Genomic DNA, 15338 nt, shown 5'->3' on the forward strand with positions numbered 1-15338 from the left:
ACGCGGCCGGGCGCACAGCCTGGGCGCATGACATGGTCCGGCACCCTCCTGCACATCCACACCACCCCGCGCGGCGGCGCGCCCATGGAGGCGCGGGACGAGGCGCGGCTGCTGGAGGGCCAGGGCATCGAGGGCGACCGCTATTTGCTCGGCACCGGCACCTACAGCCCCAAGCCCCAGCGCGAACGCCAGGTGACGCTGATCGAGGTGGAGACGCTGGAGGCCCTGGCGCGCGACCACGACCTGACGCTGGAACCCCATGAGCACCGCCGCAACCTGACCGTGCGCGGCGTGCCGCTGAACCACCTGGTCGGCCGGCGCTTCCGGGTGGGCGGGGCGGTGCTGGAGGGAATCCGGCTGAACGTGCCCTGCCAGTATCTCGATGACCTGCTGGGGCGGCGGCTGTTCAAGCCGCTGACCAACCGCTCGGGGCTGAACTGCATCATCGTGCAGGGGAGCGTCATCCGGCCGGGGGATGCCCTCGCACCGATGTGAGGAAGCGGCCGAGCTCGGCCACCACCTCGGGCTCGCCCACACGCAGCCAGCGCGAGGCGGGCGCGAAGCCCGCCATGATGTCAATATGGGAGAGGCGCGGCCACACCACATGCCGCACCGGCACGCCCGCCACGCGCGCCCGTTCGGCCAGGATTTCGGAATGATAGGGGCCCACCGTGGTGTCGCGCCCGCCGTGCAGCAGCAGCATGGGGGCCGCCCCCGCCAGCGGCGCGGGCGCGGCCTGGATGCGCTCCAGCCCCGCGAAGATGGCGGGCGGTGTCACCTCATGCGCGCCGAACTCATAAGGGCCGGAGATGCCGATGAGGCCTGACACCAGCCCCCGCGCGCCCCAGCGCGGATCGAGCGCCACGGCGGCCGCGTTGAAGGCGCCGGCCGAATGGCCCATCACGACCAGGGGCCGGTCTTGTTGGGCCAGGAAGCGCAGCGCCAGCGCCGCATCCTCCACGAAGGCCGGATAGGCGGCCTCGGGCCAGAGCCTGTAGTCCGCGACCGCCGCGACGGCACCGAGCCGGGCGAGCGTGATTCCCACGAAGCCATATTCCGCGCGTTGGCCCGAAACCCAGGCGCCCCCGGGGAGGAAGAGCACGAGGGGCGCGTCGGAGGACAGCCCCTCGGGCGTGTAGAGATCGAGGCGCTGGCGGGGCAGGGGGCCGTAGGCAAGCCCCTGCTCGCGCCGCACGCCCTCGCTCGGCGTGAGCCAACTCGCGAGGCGGGCGGGTGAGCAGGCGGCGAGGCCGAACAACCCCGCCACCGCGACCGCCCGCCGCCCCGCGACCAGGCTCAGTTCTTCGCCTTGTCCACCAGGGCGCCCTTCTTGATCCAGGGCATCATGCCACGCAGCTTCTCGCCCACTTCCTCGATGGAGTGTTCGGCCAGGCGACGGCGGGTGGCCTTGAAGCTGGCTTGGTTCACCTTGTTCTCCAGCATCCAGTCGCGGGCGAACTTGCCCGACTGGATGTCCTCCAGCACGCGCTTCATCTCGGCCTTGGTCTCGGCGGTGATGATGCGGGGGCCGGTGACGTACTCACCGTATTCGGCGGTGTTGGAGATCGAGTAGTTCATGTTCGCGATGCCGCCCTCGTAGATCAGGTCCACGATGAGCTTCACCTCGTGCAGGCACTCGAAATAGGCCATCTCGGGGGCGTAGCCGGCCTCGACCAGCGTCTCGTAGCCGCCCTTGATGAGCTCGACGAGGCCGCCGCAGAGCACCACCTGCTCGCCGAAGAGATCGGTCTCGCACTCTTCCTTGAAGGTGGTCTCGATCACGCCCGAACGCCCGCCGCCGATGGCGCTGGCGTAGGAGAGCGCGATTTCCAGCGCATTGCCCGAGGGGTTCTGCGCGACCGCGACCAGGCAGGGCACGCCGCCGCCCTTCTGGTACTCGCTGCGCACCGTGTGGCCGGGGCCCTTGGGCGCGATCATGAACACGTCGAGGTCCGCGCGCGGGTCGAGCAGATTGAAGTGCACGTTCAGGCCGTGCGCGAAGGCGATGGCCGCGCCGGGCTTGAGGTTGTCGTGCAGGTGGTCGCGGTAGAGGTCGCCCTGGCCCTCATCGGGGGTCAGGATCATCACGATGTCGGCCCACTTCGCGGCATCGGCGGGTGACATGACCTTGAAGCCCGCGGCCTCGGCCTTCTTCGCGGAACCGCCGGGGCGCAGCCCGATGACGACGTCGGTCACGCCGCTGTCGCGCATGTTCATGGCATGGGCATGGCCCTGGGAGCCGAAGCCGATCACGGCGACCTTCTTCGCCTTGATCAGGTTCACATCGGCATCACGGTCGTAATAGACGCGCATCTCTCGCGCACTCCTGTGGTTATAGTCTTGAACTGGACGTCAGATTGCCATCTGCCGCGTGCCGCGGGCGATGGCAACCGCCCCGGTGCGGCAAATCTCCGCGAGCCCCAGCGGGCGCATCAGCGCGCAGAAGGCATCAATCTTGTCGGCATTGCCGGTCATCTCGAAGACGAAGCTCTCGGTCGTGGCATCCACGACGCGGGCGCGGAAGGCATCGGCCAGCCGCAGTGCCTCCACGCGGTGATCCCCGGTGCCCACCACCTTGATCAGCGCCAGCTCGCGCACGAGGTGCGGGCCCTCCACCGTCAGATCCGCCACCTTATGCACCGGCACCAGTCGGTCGAGCTGCGCCTTAATCTGCTCGATCACCATCTCGGTGCCCGAGGTCACGACGGTGATGCGTGACAGACGCCCCGCCTCATCCACCGGTGCGACGGTCAGGCTGTCGATGTTGTAGCCGCGGCCCGAAAACAGGCCGATCACGCGGGCCAGCACGCCCGCCTCGTTTTCCACCAGCACGGCGATCGTCGCCGTCCGCGTATCCATTGCCGACATTTTTTTCAGTCATCCACGGTCGTGAGAGAGGGGAAGGGGGCGCCTTGTCAGACCAAGACCTTGCCCTCGTCGGTCACGCTGGCGGCATTCTTCTCCTGGTCCGGGCCCAGGATCATCTCGTTATGCGCCGCCCCCGACGGGATCATCGGGAAGCAGTTCTCCTTCTGGTCCACGCAGATATCGGCGATCACCGGGCCGGGATGCGCGATCATCTCGCGGATCACGTCGTCCAACTCCCCGAGCTTCGTGGCCCGCAGCCCGCGCGCATGGAAGCTTTCCGCCAGCTTCACGAAATCGGGCAGCGAAGCGCTGTAGCTCTCGGAATAGCGCCCGCCATGCAGCAGCTCCTGCCACTGGCGCACCATGCCCATGTACTCGTTGTTCAGGATGAACACCTTCACCGGCAGGCGATACTGCGCGAGCGTGCCCATCTCCTGGATGTTCATCAGGATGGAGGCCTCGCCCGCGATGTCGATGCAGAGCGCATCCGGGTGGGCGATCTGCACGCCCATCGCCGCCGGCAGGCCATAGCCCATGGTGCCGAGGCCACCGCTCGTCATCCAGCGGTTCGGCTTGTCGAAGCCGAAATACTGCGCGGCCCACATCTGGTGCTGGCCCACCTCGGTGGAGATGAAGGTCTCGCGCCCCAGCTCCTGCGTGATCTCGAAGAGGCGCTTCACCGCGTGCTGCGGCTTGATGATGGCGCCGGGCTCGGGCGCCTGGGTGTAGGCGAGGCAGTTGATGGAACGCCAGCCGTCAATCTTCCGCCACCAGCCGAGCTGCGCGTCCTTCGCGATGGGCGTGTCGTCGCTCTTCCACGCCTCGATCATCGCGGCCAGCACCTGGCCGGCATCGCCCAGGATGGCGACGTCCACCTTCACGTTCTTGTTGATGGAGGAGGGATCAATGTCGGCATGGATCTTCTTCGAGCCCACGCTGAACTTGTCCAGCCGCCCGGTGATGCGGTCGTCGAAGCGCGCGCCGATGTTGAACATCACGTCGCAGCCATGCATGGCGAGGTTCGCCTCATAGGTGCCGTGCATGCCCAGCATCCCCACGAAGAGCGGGTCGCTGGCTGGGAAGGCGCCGAGGCCCATCAGCGTGTTGGTGCAGGGCATGCCCGTCAGGCGCACGAACTCCGTCAGCAGGCGCGAGGCCTCGGGGCCGGAATTGATGACGCCGCCGCCGGCATAGATGATGGGCCGCTCGGACCGCTTCAGCAGTCGCACCGCCTCCAGGATCGCGTCGCGGTTGGGCGCGGTCACGGGGCGGTAGGAACGGTGCGGGGCCTCGGCCTTGGGCGCGTCCACATAGGGCGCGGGCTTGATGAGAATGTCCTTGGGAAGATCAATCACCACCGGGCCCGGCCGGCCGGAGCGCGCCACATAGAAGGCGTCATGCACCACGCGCGCCAGGTCCTCGCTGCGCTTCACCAAGTAGTTGTGCTTGGTGGCGGGGCGGGTGATGCCGGTGGTGTCGGCCTCCTGGAAGGCGTCATTGCCGATGAGGTGCGTGGGCACCTGGCCCGTGAGACACACCACCGGGATGCTGTCCATCAGCGCGTCCACAAGGCCGGTCACGGCATTGGTGGCGCCGGGGCCGGAGGTGACCAGCACCACGCCCACCTTGCCGGTGGAGCGCGCATAGCCCTCTGCCGCGTGCACCGCGGCCTGCTCATGCCGCACCAGGATGTGGCGGATGTGGTTCTGCTGGAACAGCGCGTCATAGATCGGCAGCACGGCACCGCCGGGATAGCCGAAGATGACGTCCACGCCCTGGTCCTTCAGCGCGCGCAGGACGACCTCGGCGCCCGACAGATGGTCGGTGGCGGCGGGGGCGGTGGGCATGGCGGTGGCGGACATGGTGAGGTTCCGGAAATGTGCGACTGCGAAGGGCTTACGGGGGTGGTGCGCCCCCGTCAACACCCTCACGAAGAAATGCGAAGATTTTTGCCTCTTCACTTTCTGAAAATTGCGCCAGAGCTGCAAAACGCGCATTGATCCTATGCGCGTGCCGCGCGGCCACCAGGGGCTGGTGGCGGAACCATGTGGCCTGGCGCCTTGTATAGGCGCCGGTGTTGGCGATGGCGCGGCGGCTCGCTTCCGCTTCCGTGATCTCCCCCCGCAGCAGCGCGGCCAGTTCGGGCACGCCATGGGCGCGCATGGCGGGCAGGGCAGGGTCGAGGCCTTGGGCCAGCAGCGCCGCCATCTCTTCCCGTGCGCCCCCCGCCAGCATCGCCTCCCAGCGCGCCGCGATCGCCGCGCGCAACGCCTCGCGCGGTGGGTCGAGCAGGATGGCGCGAAAGGCGTAGGGCGCCGGCGGCAGCAGGGGCGCCGCGCGCTGCCAGTGCGCGAGGCTCCGCCCCGTGCTGAGCCAAACCTCATGCGCGCGGGCAATGCGCTGGCTGTCGGAGGGGCGGATGGCCGCGGCATCCTCGGCGTTGAGCCGCGCGTGCAGCGCCTCCGGCCCCAGTTCCGCCAGCAGGGCGCGTGCCTCGGTGCGGGCGGCCGGCGTCACGTCGGGCAGCGCTGAAAGGCCCTGGGTCAACGCGCGCAGATACATGCCTGAGCCGCCGCAAAGAATGGGCAGGAGCGCCCCTTCCATCGCCTCCAGCGCCGCCGCGCGCCACCAGGCCACGCTGCCCGCGACCGCGGCCGGCAGCACGCCATAGAGGGCGTGCGGCACGCGCGCCTCCTCCTCCGGCGTGGGCCGGGCTGTCAGCACGCGCAATTCGCGATAGCATTGCATGGCGTCGGCATTGATGACGGTGCCGCCCAGCCGCTCGGCCAGTTCCAGCGCCAGCGCCGATTTCCCGCTGCACGTCGGCCCGGCGATGATGAGGGCTTGGCGCATCACGCCGCACCCGGCATGGTCCGCCCGCCATGCCCCATATGCTGACCCTGATCGCCGCGCCCGGCGCGCTGACCCCTGACCATCTGCGCGCCGCCCGCGCGGCACTCTCGGCGCTGGGCGCCGACCTGGACGCGGCCGAATGGCTGTCGGAGGCCGAGGCGGTGGACCAGCCCTTCACGGCGCTGGCGGCCGAGCAGGCGGAGGCCGCCGTGCGCGCCGCGTTGGGCGATGCGCCGCTGGACCTGATCGCCCAGCCCCGCGACGGGCGGCGAAAGAAGCTGCTGCTGGCCGACATGGACAGCACCATCGTCACCAGCGAGACGCTGGACGAGATCGCGGCCTTCGCCGGCCTCAAGGAGCAGATCGCGGAGATCACCCGCCGCTCCATGAATGGCGAGCTGGATTTCGCCCAGGCGCTGACCGCGCGCGTGGCCATGCTGCGCGGCCTGGAGGCCACGGCGCTGGAGGCCACCTGGAAGGCCACGGAACTCACGCCCGGTGCGGCCGAACTGGTCGGCACCATGCGCGCGAACGGCGCCCACACCGCGCTGGTCTCGGGCGGCTTCACCTTCTTTACCGCGCGCGTGGCGGAACTCGTGGGCTTTCATGAGCACCATGCCAATACGCTGCTGGTCGAGGAGGGCAAGCTGACCGGTGCGGTGGGGCAGCCCATCCTGGACCGCGACGCCAAGCTCGCTACGCTGAAGCGCCTCGCCGCGCAGCTCGGCGTGCCGCTGGCCGAGGCCGCGACGGTGGGCGATGGCGCCAATGACCTGGCCATGATCCAGGCCGCGGGGCTGGGTGTGGCCTTCCGCGCCAAGCCCGTGGTGGCGGCCGCGGCGCGCCACCGGCTGGAACATGCGGATCTGCGGGGGCTGCTGTTCGCCCAGGGCTATCGCGCGGCGGAATTCCGCCGGGCCTGAGCCAGAAGGCTATTCCGCGAGCCCCTCCCTGGCGCCGCGGATTACTCCGCGGGCTTCTCCCTGGCGCCGCGGATTACTCCGCGGGCTTCTCCCTGGCGCCGCGGATTACTCCGCGGCGACGCGCGGAACGGGCAGGGGCAGGATGGCGGCGTCGGTGAAGGCGCGGGGTTCGTCGCGCATGTCGAAGATGTCGGTGGTCTCGACGGGCAGCGCCAATACGAAGGGGTGCTGGGCCTCGCGCCGCGCGGGGCTGGCGGACATCTGGCGGCGACGTGCCAGGATCAGGGGCTTCAGAACACGCATGGGTTCCCTCCACTCCGGCCCTCGCGGCGGAAAGGGGTGCCCCCGTTCCGCCACGGCGCCGCCTTGACTGTGGCGGCGTCAAAGCATCTTTGCGCTTTGGTTACAAGCTCGGTGCGCTGGGAACCTGCAATGCGATTTCCAGGGAGCGCGCGGCGCGGAAGCACAGATCGTCGCGATAGAGCGCCGCCGCCACCTGCACCGCGCGCGGCATTCCTTCGGAATCAAGGCCCACGGGCACTGAGATGGCCGGCTGGCGGGTCAGGTTGAAGGCGAAGGTCCAGGGCGCCCAGTCGCGCCACAGGGCGGTCTCGGGGTGCAGGGTGGGCTGGTCCGCGGCGAAGGCGGCGGTCGGAGTCGCGGCCGTCAGCACCAAGTCGAATCGCTGGTGGAAGCGCGCCATGGCGTGCGCGGCCTCGATGCGCAGCGCATCGGCGCCCAGGAAATCCACGGCCGACATGCGCGACTGGCGCTCGGCCACCTCCATGATCCCGGCATCGAGCAGCCCGCGCGATTCCTCGGGGATGGAGGCGACGAGTCGCGCCAGCGCCACACCCCAGACCCGGCCGAAGATGGCGCGGGTGTCGGGCAGGGCGGGGTCCGCTTCCTCGACATGCGCGCCGGCGGCTTCGAGCGCTCTGGCGGCCTGGAGCAGGGCTTCCTCGCCCTCGGCGTCCAGAGGGGCCTCGAAGCCCAGGCGGCGGACCACGGCGACGCGCAGCCCCGCCACGCCGTCCTCGATGCCATCGCGCCAGTCGCGGTTGTCATCGGGCAGGCAGAAGGGGTCGCGCAGGTCGTGGCGCGCCATGGCGTTCATCATCAGCGCGGCATCGCGCACCGAACGCGCCATGGGGCCCGCCACCGCCACATTGGCGAAGGCGCCGAGCGGCCATTGCGGCACGCGGCCGAAGCTGGGCTTCACGCCCACCACGCCGCAGAAGGCCGCCGGGATGCGGATGGAGCCGCCCGCATCGGTGCCGATGTGCAGCGGGCCGAAGCAGGCGGCGGCCGCGGCGCCGGCGCCGGAGGAAGACCCGCCCGGCGTGCGCTCGCGGTTCCAGGGGTTGCGGGTGATGCCGTGCAGCGGACAATCGCCCGGCGACTTCCAGCCGAATTCGGTGGTGGTGGTCTTGCCCAGGATGACCGCGCCGGCCGACTTCAGCCCGAGCACAGAGGGCGCGTCCTCGCTGGCCGGTGTGGCATCGGTCGCGCGGCTGCCGCGGCGGGTGGGGAAGCCCGCCAGGTTCAGCAGGTCCTTCACCGTGCAGGGCACGCCATCGAGCGGGCCCATGGGGCGGCCGGCGGCCCAGCGCGCCTCGCTCTCGCCGGCTTGGGCCAGGGCGCGGGGGTTCATCGCCGCGAAGGCGTTGACCCAGGGGTTCATGCGCGCCACGCGCTCCATGACCGCCTTCAGCGCCTCGACGGGCGAGAGGGCGCGGCGGGCGTAGAGGCCGAGCAGTTGCTCGGCCTCCATCAGGGCGGGGTCGGTGGGGGTGGTCACACCGCCCCCGATCGCGCGAGGCATGAACGGGCGGCGGCCATCACGCCCCCTTCGCCACGCGGCGGAACTTCGTCAGCAGGAATTCCGTGTAGCCATTGGGCTGCGCCGCCCCTTCCAGCACCAGGGCCAGCGCGCCCTGGAAGGCCGGGCCGTCGAAATTCGGCGCCATGGGCACATAGGCCGCGTCGCCCGCGTTCTGCTTGTCCACCACGCCGGCCATGCGCTTCATCGTCTCCACGACCATCGCTTCCGTCACGATGCCGTGGCGCAGCCAGTTGGCGATGTGCTGGGCGGAGATGCGCAGCGTCGCGCGGTCCTCCATCAGGCCGACATTGTTGATGTCGGGCACCTTGGAGCAGCCCACGCCCTGGTCCACCCAGCGCACCACATAACCCAGGATGCCCTGGGCGTTGTTGTCCAGCTCGGCCTGAAGGTCCGCGGGCGCCCAGTTGGTGTTGGTGGCGACGGGCACGGTCAGCAGGTCCGCAAGCTGGGCACGGCGGCCGCCCTTGGCGATCTCCTCCTGGCGCGCGGCCACGTCCACCTGGTGGTAGTGCAGCGCGTGCAGCGTGGCGGCGGTGGGCGAGGGCACCCAGGCCGTGTTCGCACCCGCCTTGGGGTGCCCCACCTTCTGCTCCAGCATGGCGGCCATGGCGTCGGGCATGGCCCACATGCCCTTGCCGATCTGCGCACGGCCGCGCAGCCCGCACATCAGGCCGATATCCACGTTCCAATCCTCATAGGCCTTGATCCAGGCCGTGCCCCGCATGTCGTTCTTGCGGATCATGGGGCCCGCTTCCATCGAGGTGTGGATCTCGTCGCCGGTGCGGTCGAGGAAGCCCGTGTTGATGAAGCACACACGCTCGGAGGCCGCGGCGATGCAGGCCTTGAGGTTCACCGTGGTCCGGCGCTCCTCGTCCATGATGCCCATCTTCAGCGTGGCGTGCGGCAGGCCGAGCACCTTCTCGACACGGCCGAACAGCTCCACCGCCCAGGCCACTTCCTTGGGCCCGTGCATCTTCGGCTTCACGATGTAGACGGAGCCCGCGCGCGAATTCATGCGCTTGCCCTTGATGTCATGGATGGCGATGAGGCTGGTCACCATCGCGTCCAGGATGGTCTCGGCCGTCTCCTCGCCGTTCCAGGTCACGGCGTCTGTCATCATGTGGTGGCCCACATTGCGAACCAGCATGACCGAGCGGCCGGGCAGCGTGAGCGTCGAGCCATCGGGCGCGGTGTAGACGCGGTCCTCGTTCAGGCGGCGGGTGATGGTCTTGCCGCCCTTCTCCAGGTCGGCGCTCAGCGAGCCGTTCATCAGGCCGAGCCAGTTGCGGTAGACCGCGACCTTGTCCTCCGCATCCACGGCCGCGACGCTGTCCTCGCAATCCTGGATGGTGGTCAGCGCCGATTCCAGGATGAGGTCGGCCACGCCGGCCGCATCCTCCTTGCCGATGGGGTGGTTGCGGTTGATCACCAGCTCCGCGTGCAGCCCATTGTGGCGGAACAGGATGGAGGAGGGCGAGGCGGCATCACCGGTATAGCCCGCGAAACGCTCCTTGAACTTCAGCACCGTGGCGCCGCCGCCGGAGAGCGTGACGGAGAGCGCCCCGTCCTTCACCACATACTTCAGCGCCTCGGCATGGCCCGCGCCCAGCAGCGGCACCATGCTGTCCAGCGTCTTGCGCGCGAAGGTGATGACGCGCTGGCCGCGGGCGGGGTTGTAGCCGCCGCCGCGTGTGGCGCCCTCGGTCTCCGGAATGGCATCGGTGCCATAGAGCGCGTCATAGAGGCTGCCCCAGCGCGCATTGGCCGCGTTCAGCGCGTAGCGGGCATTGGAGACCGGCACCACCAGCTGCGGGCCCGCGATGGCGCCCAGCTCGGGGTCGGTGTTGGCGGTGGTCACCTGCACCTCGCCCGGCTCGGGCAGCAGGTAGCCGATCTCGCGCAGGAAGGCCTCATAGGCCGGCACGTCGATGGGGCGGGCGGGGTTGGCCTGGTGCCAGGCGTCGATCTTGGCCTGGAGCGCGTCGCGTTCGGCCAGCAACTCGGCATTGCGGGGGCCGAGTTCGGCCAGGATGGCGGCGAAGCCGTCCCAGAAGGCCTCGGGGCTGACGCCGGTGCCGGGCAGGGCTTCGGTTTCCAGGAAGGTCTTCAGCACGGGGGCGACGTTCAGCGTCATTTCACTCTCCAGCAGCCGGGGTCATCATGGGCTTTAAGCAACATCGGCGGGCTGTGAAAGGGGCGGGTGCGCCTGGGGGCGGGTCGCGGGGCGCCCCGTTGGAGGCGGGACCGGCCTCTGGCACCATGGGTTTCAAACAGGAGAGACGCCGCATGACGATCCAGCCCCACCTCACGCAGAACTGGCACATCCGCAAGCCCGCGGGCCGCGCGGCGGGGGGGATGGTGGCCAGCCAGGCCAAGGCGGCGGCGGAGGCGGGGGCGGAAATCCTCCGCGCCGGCGGCTCGGCGGCGGATGCGGCGGTGGGGGCGGCCTTCGCATTGGCCACTGTCGAGCCCTGGAACAGCGGCCTCGGCGGCATCGGCTTCGCCCAGGTGATGGCGCCGGGCACCCCCTGCCAGACCTTCGACTTCGGCCCGGTCGCGCCCCGCGGGCTGGACCCTTCGGCCTATCCGCTGACCGGGCGGCAGAAGCAGGACCTGTTCTCCTGGCCCGAGGTGGTGGGGGATGTGAACATCCATGGGCCGAAATCGGCGCTGATCCCCTCCTCGGTCGCCGGCTATGCGCTGCTGCATGAGCGGTACGGGCGGATGCCGCTGCGTGACGTGATGGCGCCCGCCGTGGCCCTGGCCAGGCGCGGCCTGCCGCAGGACTGGTACACGACGCTGAAGATCGCGGCGAGCGCCGCCGTGCTGCGCCTCTATGAGGAGAGTGCCCGCATCTACCTCCCCAACGGCCTGCCCCCCATCGCGCCCTACCAGGGCACGCCGGGCTTCATGCCACAGGGGCGCCTGGCCGACACGCTGGAACGGCTGCAACACGCCGGTCTGCGCGACTTCTACGAGGGCGACATCGCGCGTGAGATCGCGGCCGACATGAAGGCCATGGGCGGCTTCGTGACGGCCGAGGATCTTCGCAGCTGCCAGGCCCGCAGCCTCCCCGCCATCGAGGCACGCTTCCGGGGCCGCACCTGGATGCTGGCCGCCGGGCTGACCGCCGGCCCGACGCTGGCCGCGGTGCTGCGCCGGATGGAGGAGGCGCCCTACACCGCCGCCCCCGACGCCGCCTGGTATGCCCACCTCGCCCGTGCCCTGCGCGACGCCTATGCCGAGCGGCTGACCACGCTGGGCGACGCCGAACCGGCCGCCGCCGACAGCTGCACCACCCACCTGACCACCTGCGACAAGGACGGGATGATGGTGGCGATGACCACCACGCTGCTCTCCTCCATGGGCAGCCGCATGGTGCTGCCGCGCACCGGCGTGCTGATGAACAACGGCGTGATGTGGTTCGACCCGACGCCGGGCAGCGCCAATGCCATCGCGCCCGGCAAGCGGCCGCTGTGCAACATGTGTCCCGTCATCATGCTGGACGGGAAGGGGAACCCCGAGATCGCGGGCGGGGCCTCGGGCGGGCGGCGCATCATGGCCGCCGTGTTCCAGCTTCTCTCCTATGTGGCGGACTTCGCCATGGACCCCGAGGCCGCCGCCCACCACCCGCGGATTGACGTGAGCGGCCCCGACCGCGTCACCGCCGACCGGCGCCTTGGCGAGGCCGTGCTGGCCGCGCTCGGCGCCGACAACCCGCTGGAGGTGGTGGAGCATGGCGTGATGCCGCTGAACTTCGCCTGCCCCAACCTCATTCACCGCAAGGCGGGCATGACCATCGGCATCAGCGACGCCATGTCGCCCTGGTCGGCGGCCGTCGCCGAATGAGCCAGGCGCTCTCCCTGCCGGAGGAGATCGTCCTCCTCACCCTGGACGACGCCACGGGCCGCCCGGTGGGGCGGCAGGGCCTGGCGGCGGGGCTGGCGCTGGCGGGCGCGCTGATGATGGAGCTGGCGTTGGCCGGGCGCATCGACACCGACCGCGACCGGCTGGAGGTGCTCTCCAGCGCGGCCCTCGGCGATGCCGCGCTGGATGGTGCCCTGGCGCGGATCGCCGAGGCCGAGGACAGCCGCGGCGCGCTGATGCTGCTGGCGCGCGAGGAGGCCGCGCTGCGCGCCACCCTCCTGGCGCGGCTGGAGGAGAAGGGCCTGCTGCGCCGGGTAGATGGCCGCGTGCTGCTGATCTTCCCCGAGCGCCGCTGGCTCAAGCCCGAGGACCGCCCGGAGCCGCGCGAGGTCCGCGCCCGCCTGCTGCGCGCCATCGAGACCGACGACATCCCGGAGCCGCGCGAGGCGCTGCTGCTGGGCTTGGCGCGCGCCACGGCCTTGTTGCCGCTGCTGCTGCCGGCCGAATTGTTGGCCATTCGGCAGGAGCGCGTGGCCTTCTTGGCGGGGCTTGAGGCGCTGAACCGATCCTTGGCGCAGGCGGTGGGCGATCTCTATTCGATCCGTATGCGGTCGGGCTAAGTGGCACGTCTTTTGCTTGAGTCTGAGGGCGCAACGAAATCCTGCGGGGTTATTGCCTTGTTGTAAGGCAGACACCCGGTGGGGCCGCGCTCTGGGAGATCAGATTTCATGCAACGTCGCCAAATCTTCGGCATGGCTGCTGGCCTCATCGCCGCGCCCCTTGCTGCCCCCGCCATTGCCAATGCCCAGGCCAATTGGCCGGGCAGCCGCCCCATCCGCCTGGTCGCGCAGTTCCCTCCCGGCGGGCTGGTGGACACCGTGACCCGCCTCGCCGCCGCCCCCCTGTCGCGCGCGCTCGGCGGCCACAGCGTGGTGGTGGAGAACCGCGCGGGCGCGGGGGGTGTCATCGGCACCGACTACGTGGCGAAGCAGCCGGCCGACGGCCACACCTTCCTGATGACGCACGCTTCCGTGATGGTCTACTCGGCCGCCACCCTGCCGCGCCTGCCTTTCAACCCCATCACCGACTTCACCCATCTGGGCCTGCTGGTCGAGGCGACGAGCGTGCTTCTGGTGCGCGGCGACAGCCCCATCCGCACCTTCGAGGATTTCCTTCAGCATGCCCGCACGCGGCCCACGCGCTATGGCTCCTCGGGCATCGGTTCGGCGCCGCACATGCTGGGCGCCATGCTGGGCGGCCTCGCGAACCTCACCCAGCTCGACCACTCGCCCTATGCCGGCAGCGCGCCCGCGCTGAATGACCTGATGGGTGGCCATATCGAGAGCTTCATCGACCCCATCACCACCAATGTGAACAACATGAAGAACGGGGTGCTGCGCGCCCTGGCCGTCTCGGCGCCGGCCCGCCTGGCCGATTTCCCCGACTTGCCCACCTTCGCGGAGCTGGGCTTCCCGAGCCTCGTGCAGACGCAATGGGTCGGCATGTCCGCCCCGCGCGGCCTGCCCGAGCCGATCGCGCAGCGGATGATGGCGGAAATCCCGAAGATCATTCAGGACCAGGCCTTCATCCAGCGCATGACGGAACTCCAGACCCTGCCGCGCAACCCGATCCCGCTGGGCCCGGATTTCGTGCGCATCATGGAGGCCGATCAGGCCGTCGCCCGCCAGGTGGCCGAGCGCTACAACATCCGCGCCGGCGCCTGAGCCGGCGCGAAACCGGGGGCGCCCGCCGTGGCGCCCCCGGAAGCGCTTACTCCGCGGCCAGCTGCAGCCGGTCCTGCCGGCACTTCATCAGCGGCTGGATGCGGGTGCCGAACATCTCGATCCCCTCCAGGAAATCGTCGAAGCAGAGCATGATGCCCTTCACCCCGGGCATCTCCGCGATTTCATCCAGCATGCGCGCGCAGCTGGCGGGGCTGCCCACAAGCGTGCCCATGTTGAAGTTGACGGGGGAGGGGTTGCGCTGAACCGCCGCCGCCATGGAGTTCGCGTCCGTATTCACGTCATGCGCGGCGTGGCCCAGCAGGTGTTCCAGCGCCTTGCGGTCCGCGCCGCGCTCGTAGCTGTCCCACTTGGCCATGGCGGCCTCGTCCGTCTCGGCGCAGATGACCATGTAGAGCATGTAGGCGCCCACGTCGCGGCCGGTCTTCTGCGCGTGCTCCAGCACGCGGGCGGGGACGGAGGCGGCCTTGGTGGGCTCGTTCACGCCCTCGCCCAGGCAGAAATTGTAGTCGCAGTAGGTGGCGCCGAACTCCATCCCGCGGTCGGACTGGCCGGCGCTGACGATCTGGATGGGCTTCGACGGCCGGGGGCTCAGCTTGCACTTGTCCATCTGGAAATAGGTGCCCTTGAGGTCGCTCTCGCCCCTCTCCCAGAGGTCGCGCAGGATCTGCACGTATTCGGTGCTATAGTCGTATCGTTTGCCGAAATGTTCATCTCCTGGCCACAAACCCATCTGGGTGTATTCGATCTTGTGCCAGCCCGAGACGATGTTCACCCCGAAGCGCCCGCCCGAGATGCTGTCGATTGTGGCCGTCATCCGCGCCACGATGGCGGGCGGGATGGTCAGCACGGCCGTCGAGGCGAAGAGCTTGATGCGCGAGGTGACGGCGGCGAGCCCGGCCATGAGCGTGAAGCTCTCCAGCCCGTGGTCCCAGAACTCGGTCTTGCCGCCGAATCCATGCAGCTTGATCATGGAGAGGGCGAAATCCATGCCGTAGCCCTCGGCCTTCTGCACCACCTGCCGGTTCAGCTCGAAGCTCGGCATGTATTGCGGCGCGTTTTCCGAGATCAGCCACCCATTGTTGTTGATGGGGATGAAGACGCCGATGTCCATCGCTTGGGCCCTCGCTGGGGGGCCGCCGGGGCGGCCGCGGTTGTTGCGCGGGTGCGGCGCAGCAAGCCTCATGCCAAGCGCGCGCCCCTCCCTCGCTGGACAGCGTCCCCACGCGCGGACAACAT

The 15338-nt window shown here is 69.7% G+C and carries 14 protein-coding genes; 5 read left to right on the forward strand and 9 right to left on the reverse strand.

The window, feature by feature from the left end; translation table 11 throughout:
• Positions 1 to 27 precede the first annotated feature (27 nt).
• Positions 28 to 495, forward strand: coding sequence for an MOSC domain-containing protein (locus JTN19_RS04495; RefSeq protein ID WP_206930713.1), 468 nt, complete (start codon positions 28 to 30; stop codon positions 493 to 495).
• Here the strand turns inward: JTN19_RS04495 and JTN19_RS04500 are convergent.
• From JTN19_RS04500 to miaA, 5 genes are read right to left on the reverse strand one after another with little or no spacing between them, the layout of a single operon-like run.
• Positions 461 to 1267 (reverse strand): alpha/beta hydrolase fold domain-containing protein, encoded by an 807-nt coding sequence (locus JTN19_RS04500; RefSeq protein WP_206930714.1) that lies wholly within the window; start codon positions 1265 to 1267, stop codon positions 461 to 463. The two genes, JTN19_RS04495 and JTN19_RS04500, sit on opposite strands and share 35 nt — an antisense overlap.
• Positions 1268 to 1296: 29 nt before the next feature.
• Complete coding sequence (ilvC, locus tag JTN19_RS04505; protein WP_206930715.1) at positions 1297 to 2313, reverse strand: ketol-acid reductoisomerase; 1017 nt, start codon at positions 2311 to 2313, stop codon at positions 1297 to 1299.
• Between the two features lie 39 nt (positions 2314 to 2352).
• Positions 2353 to 2859 (reverse strand): acetolactate synthase small subunit, encoded by a 507-nt coding sequence (ilvN, locus tag JTN19_RS04510; RefSeq protein ID WP_408901850.1) that lies wholly within the window; start codon positions 2857 to 2859, stop codon positions 2353 to 2355.
• A 56-nt stretch (positions 2860 to 2915) separates the two neighbouring features.
• Entirely contained in the window at positions 2916 to 4730 is a 1815-nt protein-coding gene (locus JTN19_RS04515; RefSeq protein WP_206930717.1) for an acetolactate synthase 3 large subunit, read from the reverse strand.
• Between the two features lie 34 nt (positions 4731 to 4764).
• Positions 4765 to 5721, reverse strand: a complete 957-nt coding sequence (gene miaA / locus JTN19_RS04520; RefSeq protein ID WP_206930718.1) for a tRNA (adenosine(37)-N6)-dimethylallyltransferase MiaA — start codon at positions 5719 to 5721, stop codon at positions 4765 to 4767.
• 29 nt (positions 5722 to 5750) lie between these two features.
• Here miaA and serB point away from each other — a divergent pair, with 29 nt between their 5' ends.
• Positions 5751 to 6644: a phosphoserine phosphatase SerB gene (serB, locus tag JTN19_RS04525; RefSeq protein WP_206930719.1), complete on the forward strand. Its 894-nt coding sequence runs from the start codon at positions 5751 to 5753 to the stop codon at positions 6642 to 6644.
• A 105-nt stretch (positions 6645 to 6749) separates the two neighbouring features.
• Here the strand turns inward: serB and JTN19_RS04530 are convergent, their stop codons facing one another.
• The 3 genes from JTN19_RS04530 to JTN19_RS04540 all read right to left on the reverse strand — a co-directional run bounded on the left by JTN19_RS04530 (position 6750) and on the right by JTN19_RS04540 (position 10624).
• Complete coding sequence (locus JTN19_RS04530; protein WP_206930720.1) at positions 6750 to 6947, reverse strand: hypothetical protein; 198 nt, start codon at positions 6945 to 6947, stop codon at positions 6750 to 6752.
• Between the two features lie 100 nt (positions 6948 to 7047).
• Positions 7048 to 8445, reverse strand: coding sequence for an amidase (locus JTN19_RS04535; RefSeq protein ID WP_340643275.1), 1398 nt, complete (start codon positions 8443 to 8445; stop codon positions 7048 to 7050).
• Positions 8446 to 8485: 40 nt separating this feature from the next.
• Positions 8486 to 10624, reverse strand: coding sequence for a malate synthase G (locus JTN19_RS04540; RefSeq protein ID WP_206930722.1), 2139 nt, complete (start codon positions 10622 to 10624; stop codon positions 8486 to 8488).
• A gap of 152 nt (positions 10625 to 10776) precedes the next feature.
• On the opposite strand from JTN19_RS04540, the gene JTN19_RS04545 reads away from it, so the two are divergent.
• From JTN19_RS04545 to JTN19_RS04555, 3 genes are all read left to right on the forward strand, one after another.
• Positions 10777 to 12339, forward strand: a complete 1563-nt coding sequence (locus tag JTN19_RS04545) for a gamma-glutamyltransferase (RefSeq protein ID WP_206930723.1) — start codon at positions 10777 to 10779, stop codon at positions 12337 to 12339.
• On the forward strand, positions 12336 to 12977 hold the full coding sequence (locus tag JTN19_RS04550) for a GOLPH3/VPS74 family protein (RefSeq protein ID WP_206930724.1): 642 nt from the start codon (positions 12336 to 12338) through the stop codon (positions 12975 to 12977). Before JTN19_RS04545 ends, JTN19_RS04550 begins: the two co-directional genes overlap by 4 nt.
• A 108-nt stretch (positions 12978 to 13085) precedes the next feature.
• Positions 13086 to 14081, forward strand: a complete 996-nt coding sequence (locus JTN19_RS04555; protein WP_206930725.1) for a Bug family tripartite tricarboxylate transporter substrate binding protein — start codon at positions 13086 to 13088, stop codon at positions 14079 to 14081.
• Between the two features lie 46 nt (positions 14082 to 14127).
• Here JTN19_RS04555 and rutA read toward each other — a convergent pair whose 3' ends face one another.
• Positions 14128 to 15213 (reverse strand): pyrimidine utilization protein A, encoded by a 1086-nt coding sequence (gene rutA, locus JTN19_RS04560; protein WP_206930726.1) that lies wholly within the window; start codon positions 15211 to 15213, stop codon positions 14128 to 14130.
• Positions 15214 to 15338 lie beyond the last annotated feature (125 nt).

Origin of the sequence: Roseococcus thiosulfatophilus (assembly GCF_017311575.1) — a bacterium.
GTDB classification, from domain to species: Bacteria; Pseudomonadota; Alphaproteobacteria; order Acetobacterales; family Acetobacteraceae; genus Roseococcus; species Roseococcus thiosulfatophilus.

Coding starts and splice junctions, on each gene's coding strand:
- JTN19_RS04555 (WP_206930725.1), top strand. CDS start 13,086: ATGCAACGTCGCCAAATCTTCGGCATGGCTGCTGGCCTCATCGCCGCG.
- rutA (WP_206930726.1), bottom strand. CDS start 15,213: ATGGACATCGGCGTCTTCATCCCCATCAACAACAATGGGTGGCTGATC.
- ilvC (WP_206930715.1), bottom strand. CDS start 2,313: ATGCGCGTCTATTACGACCGTGATGCCGATGTGAACCTGATCAAGGCG.
- JTN19_RS04515 (WP_206930717.1), bottom strand. CDS start 4,730: ATGTCCGCCACCGCCATGCCCACCGCCCCCGCCGCCACCGACCATCTG.
- JTN19_RS04530 (WP_206930720.1), bottom strand. CDS start 6,947: ATGCGTGTTCTGAAGCCCCTGATCCTGGCACGTCGCCGCCAGATGTCC.
- JTN19_RS04550 (WP_206930724.1), top strand. CDS start 12,336: ATGAGCCAGGCGCTCTCCCTGCCGGAGGAGATCGTCCTCCTCACCCTG.
- JTN19_RS04545 (WP_206930723.1), top strand. CDS start 10,777: ATGACGATCCAGCCCCACCTCACGCAGAACTGGCACATCCGCAAGCCC.
- JTN19_RS04540 (WP_206930722.1), bottom strand. CDS start 10,624: ATGACGCTGAACGTCGCCCCCGTGCTGAAGACCTTCCTGGAAACCGAA.
- JTN19_RS04495 (WP_206930713.1), top strand. CDS start 28: ATGACATGGTCCGGCACCCTCCTGCACATCCACACCACCCCGCGCGGC.
- miaA (WP_206930718.1), bottom strand. CDS start 5,721: ATGCGCCAAGCCCTCATCATCGCCGGGCCGACGTGCAGCGGGAAATCG.
- ilvN (WP_408901850.1), bottom strand. CDS start 2,859: ATGGATACGCGGACGGCGACGATCGCCGTGCTGGTGGAAAACGAGGCG.
- serB (WP_206930719.1), top strand. CDS start 5,751: ATGCCCCATATGCTGACCCTGATCGCCGCGCCCGGCGCGCTGACCCCT.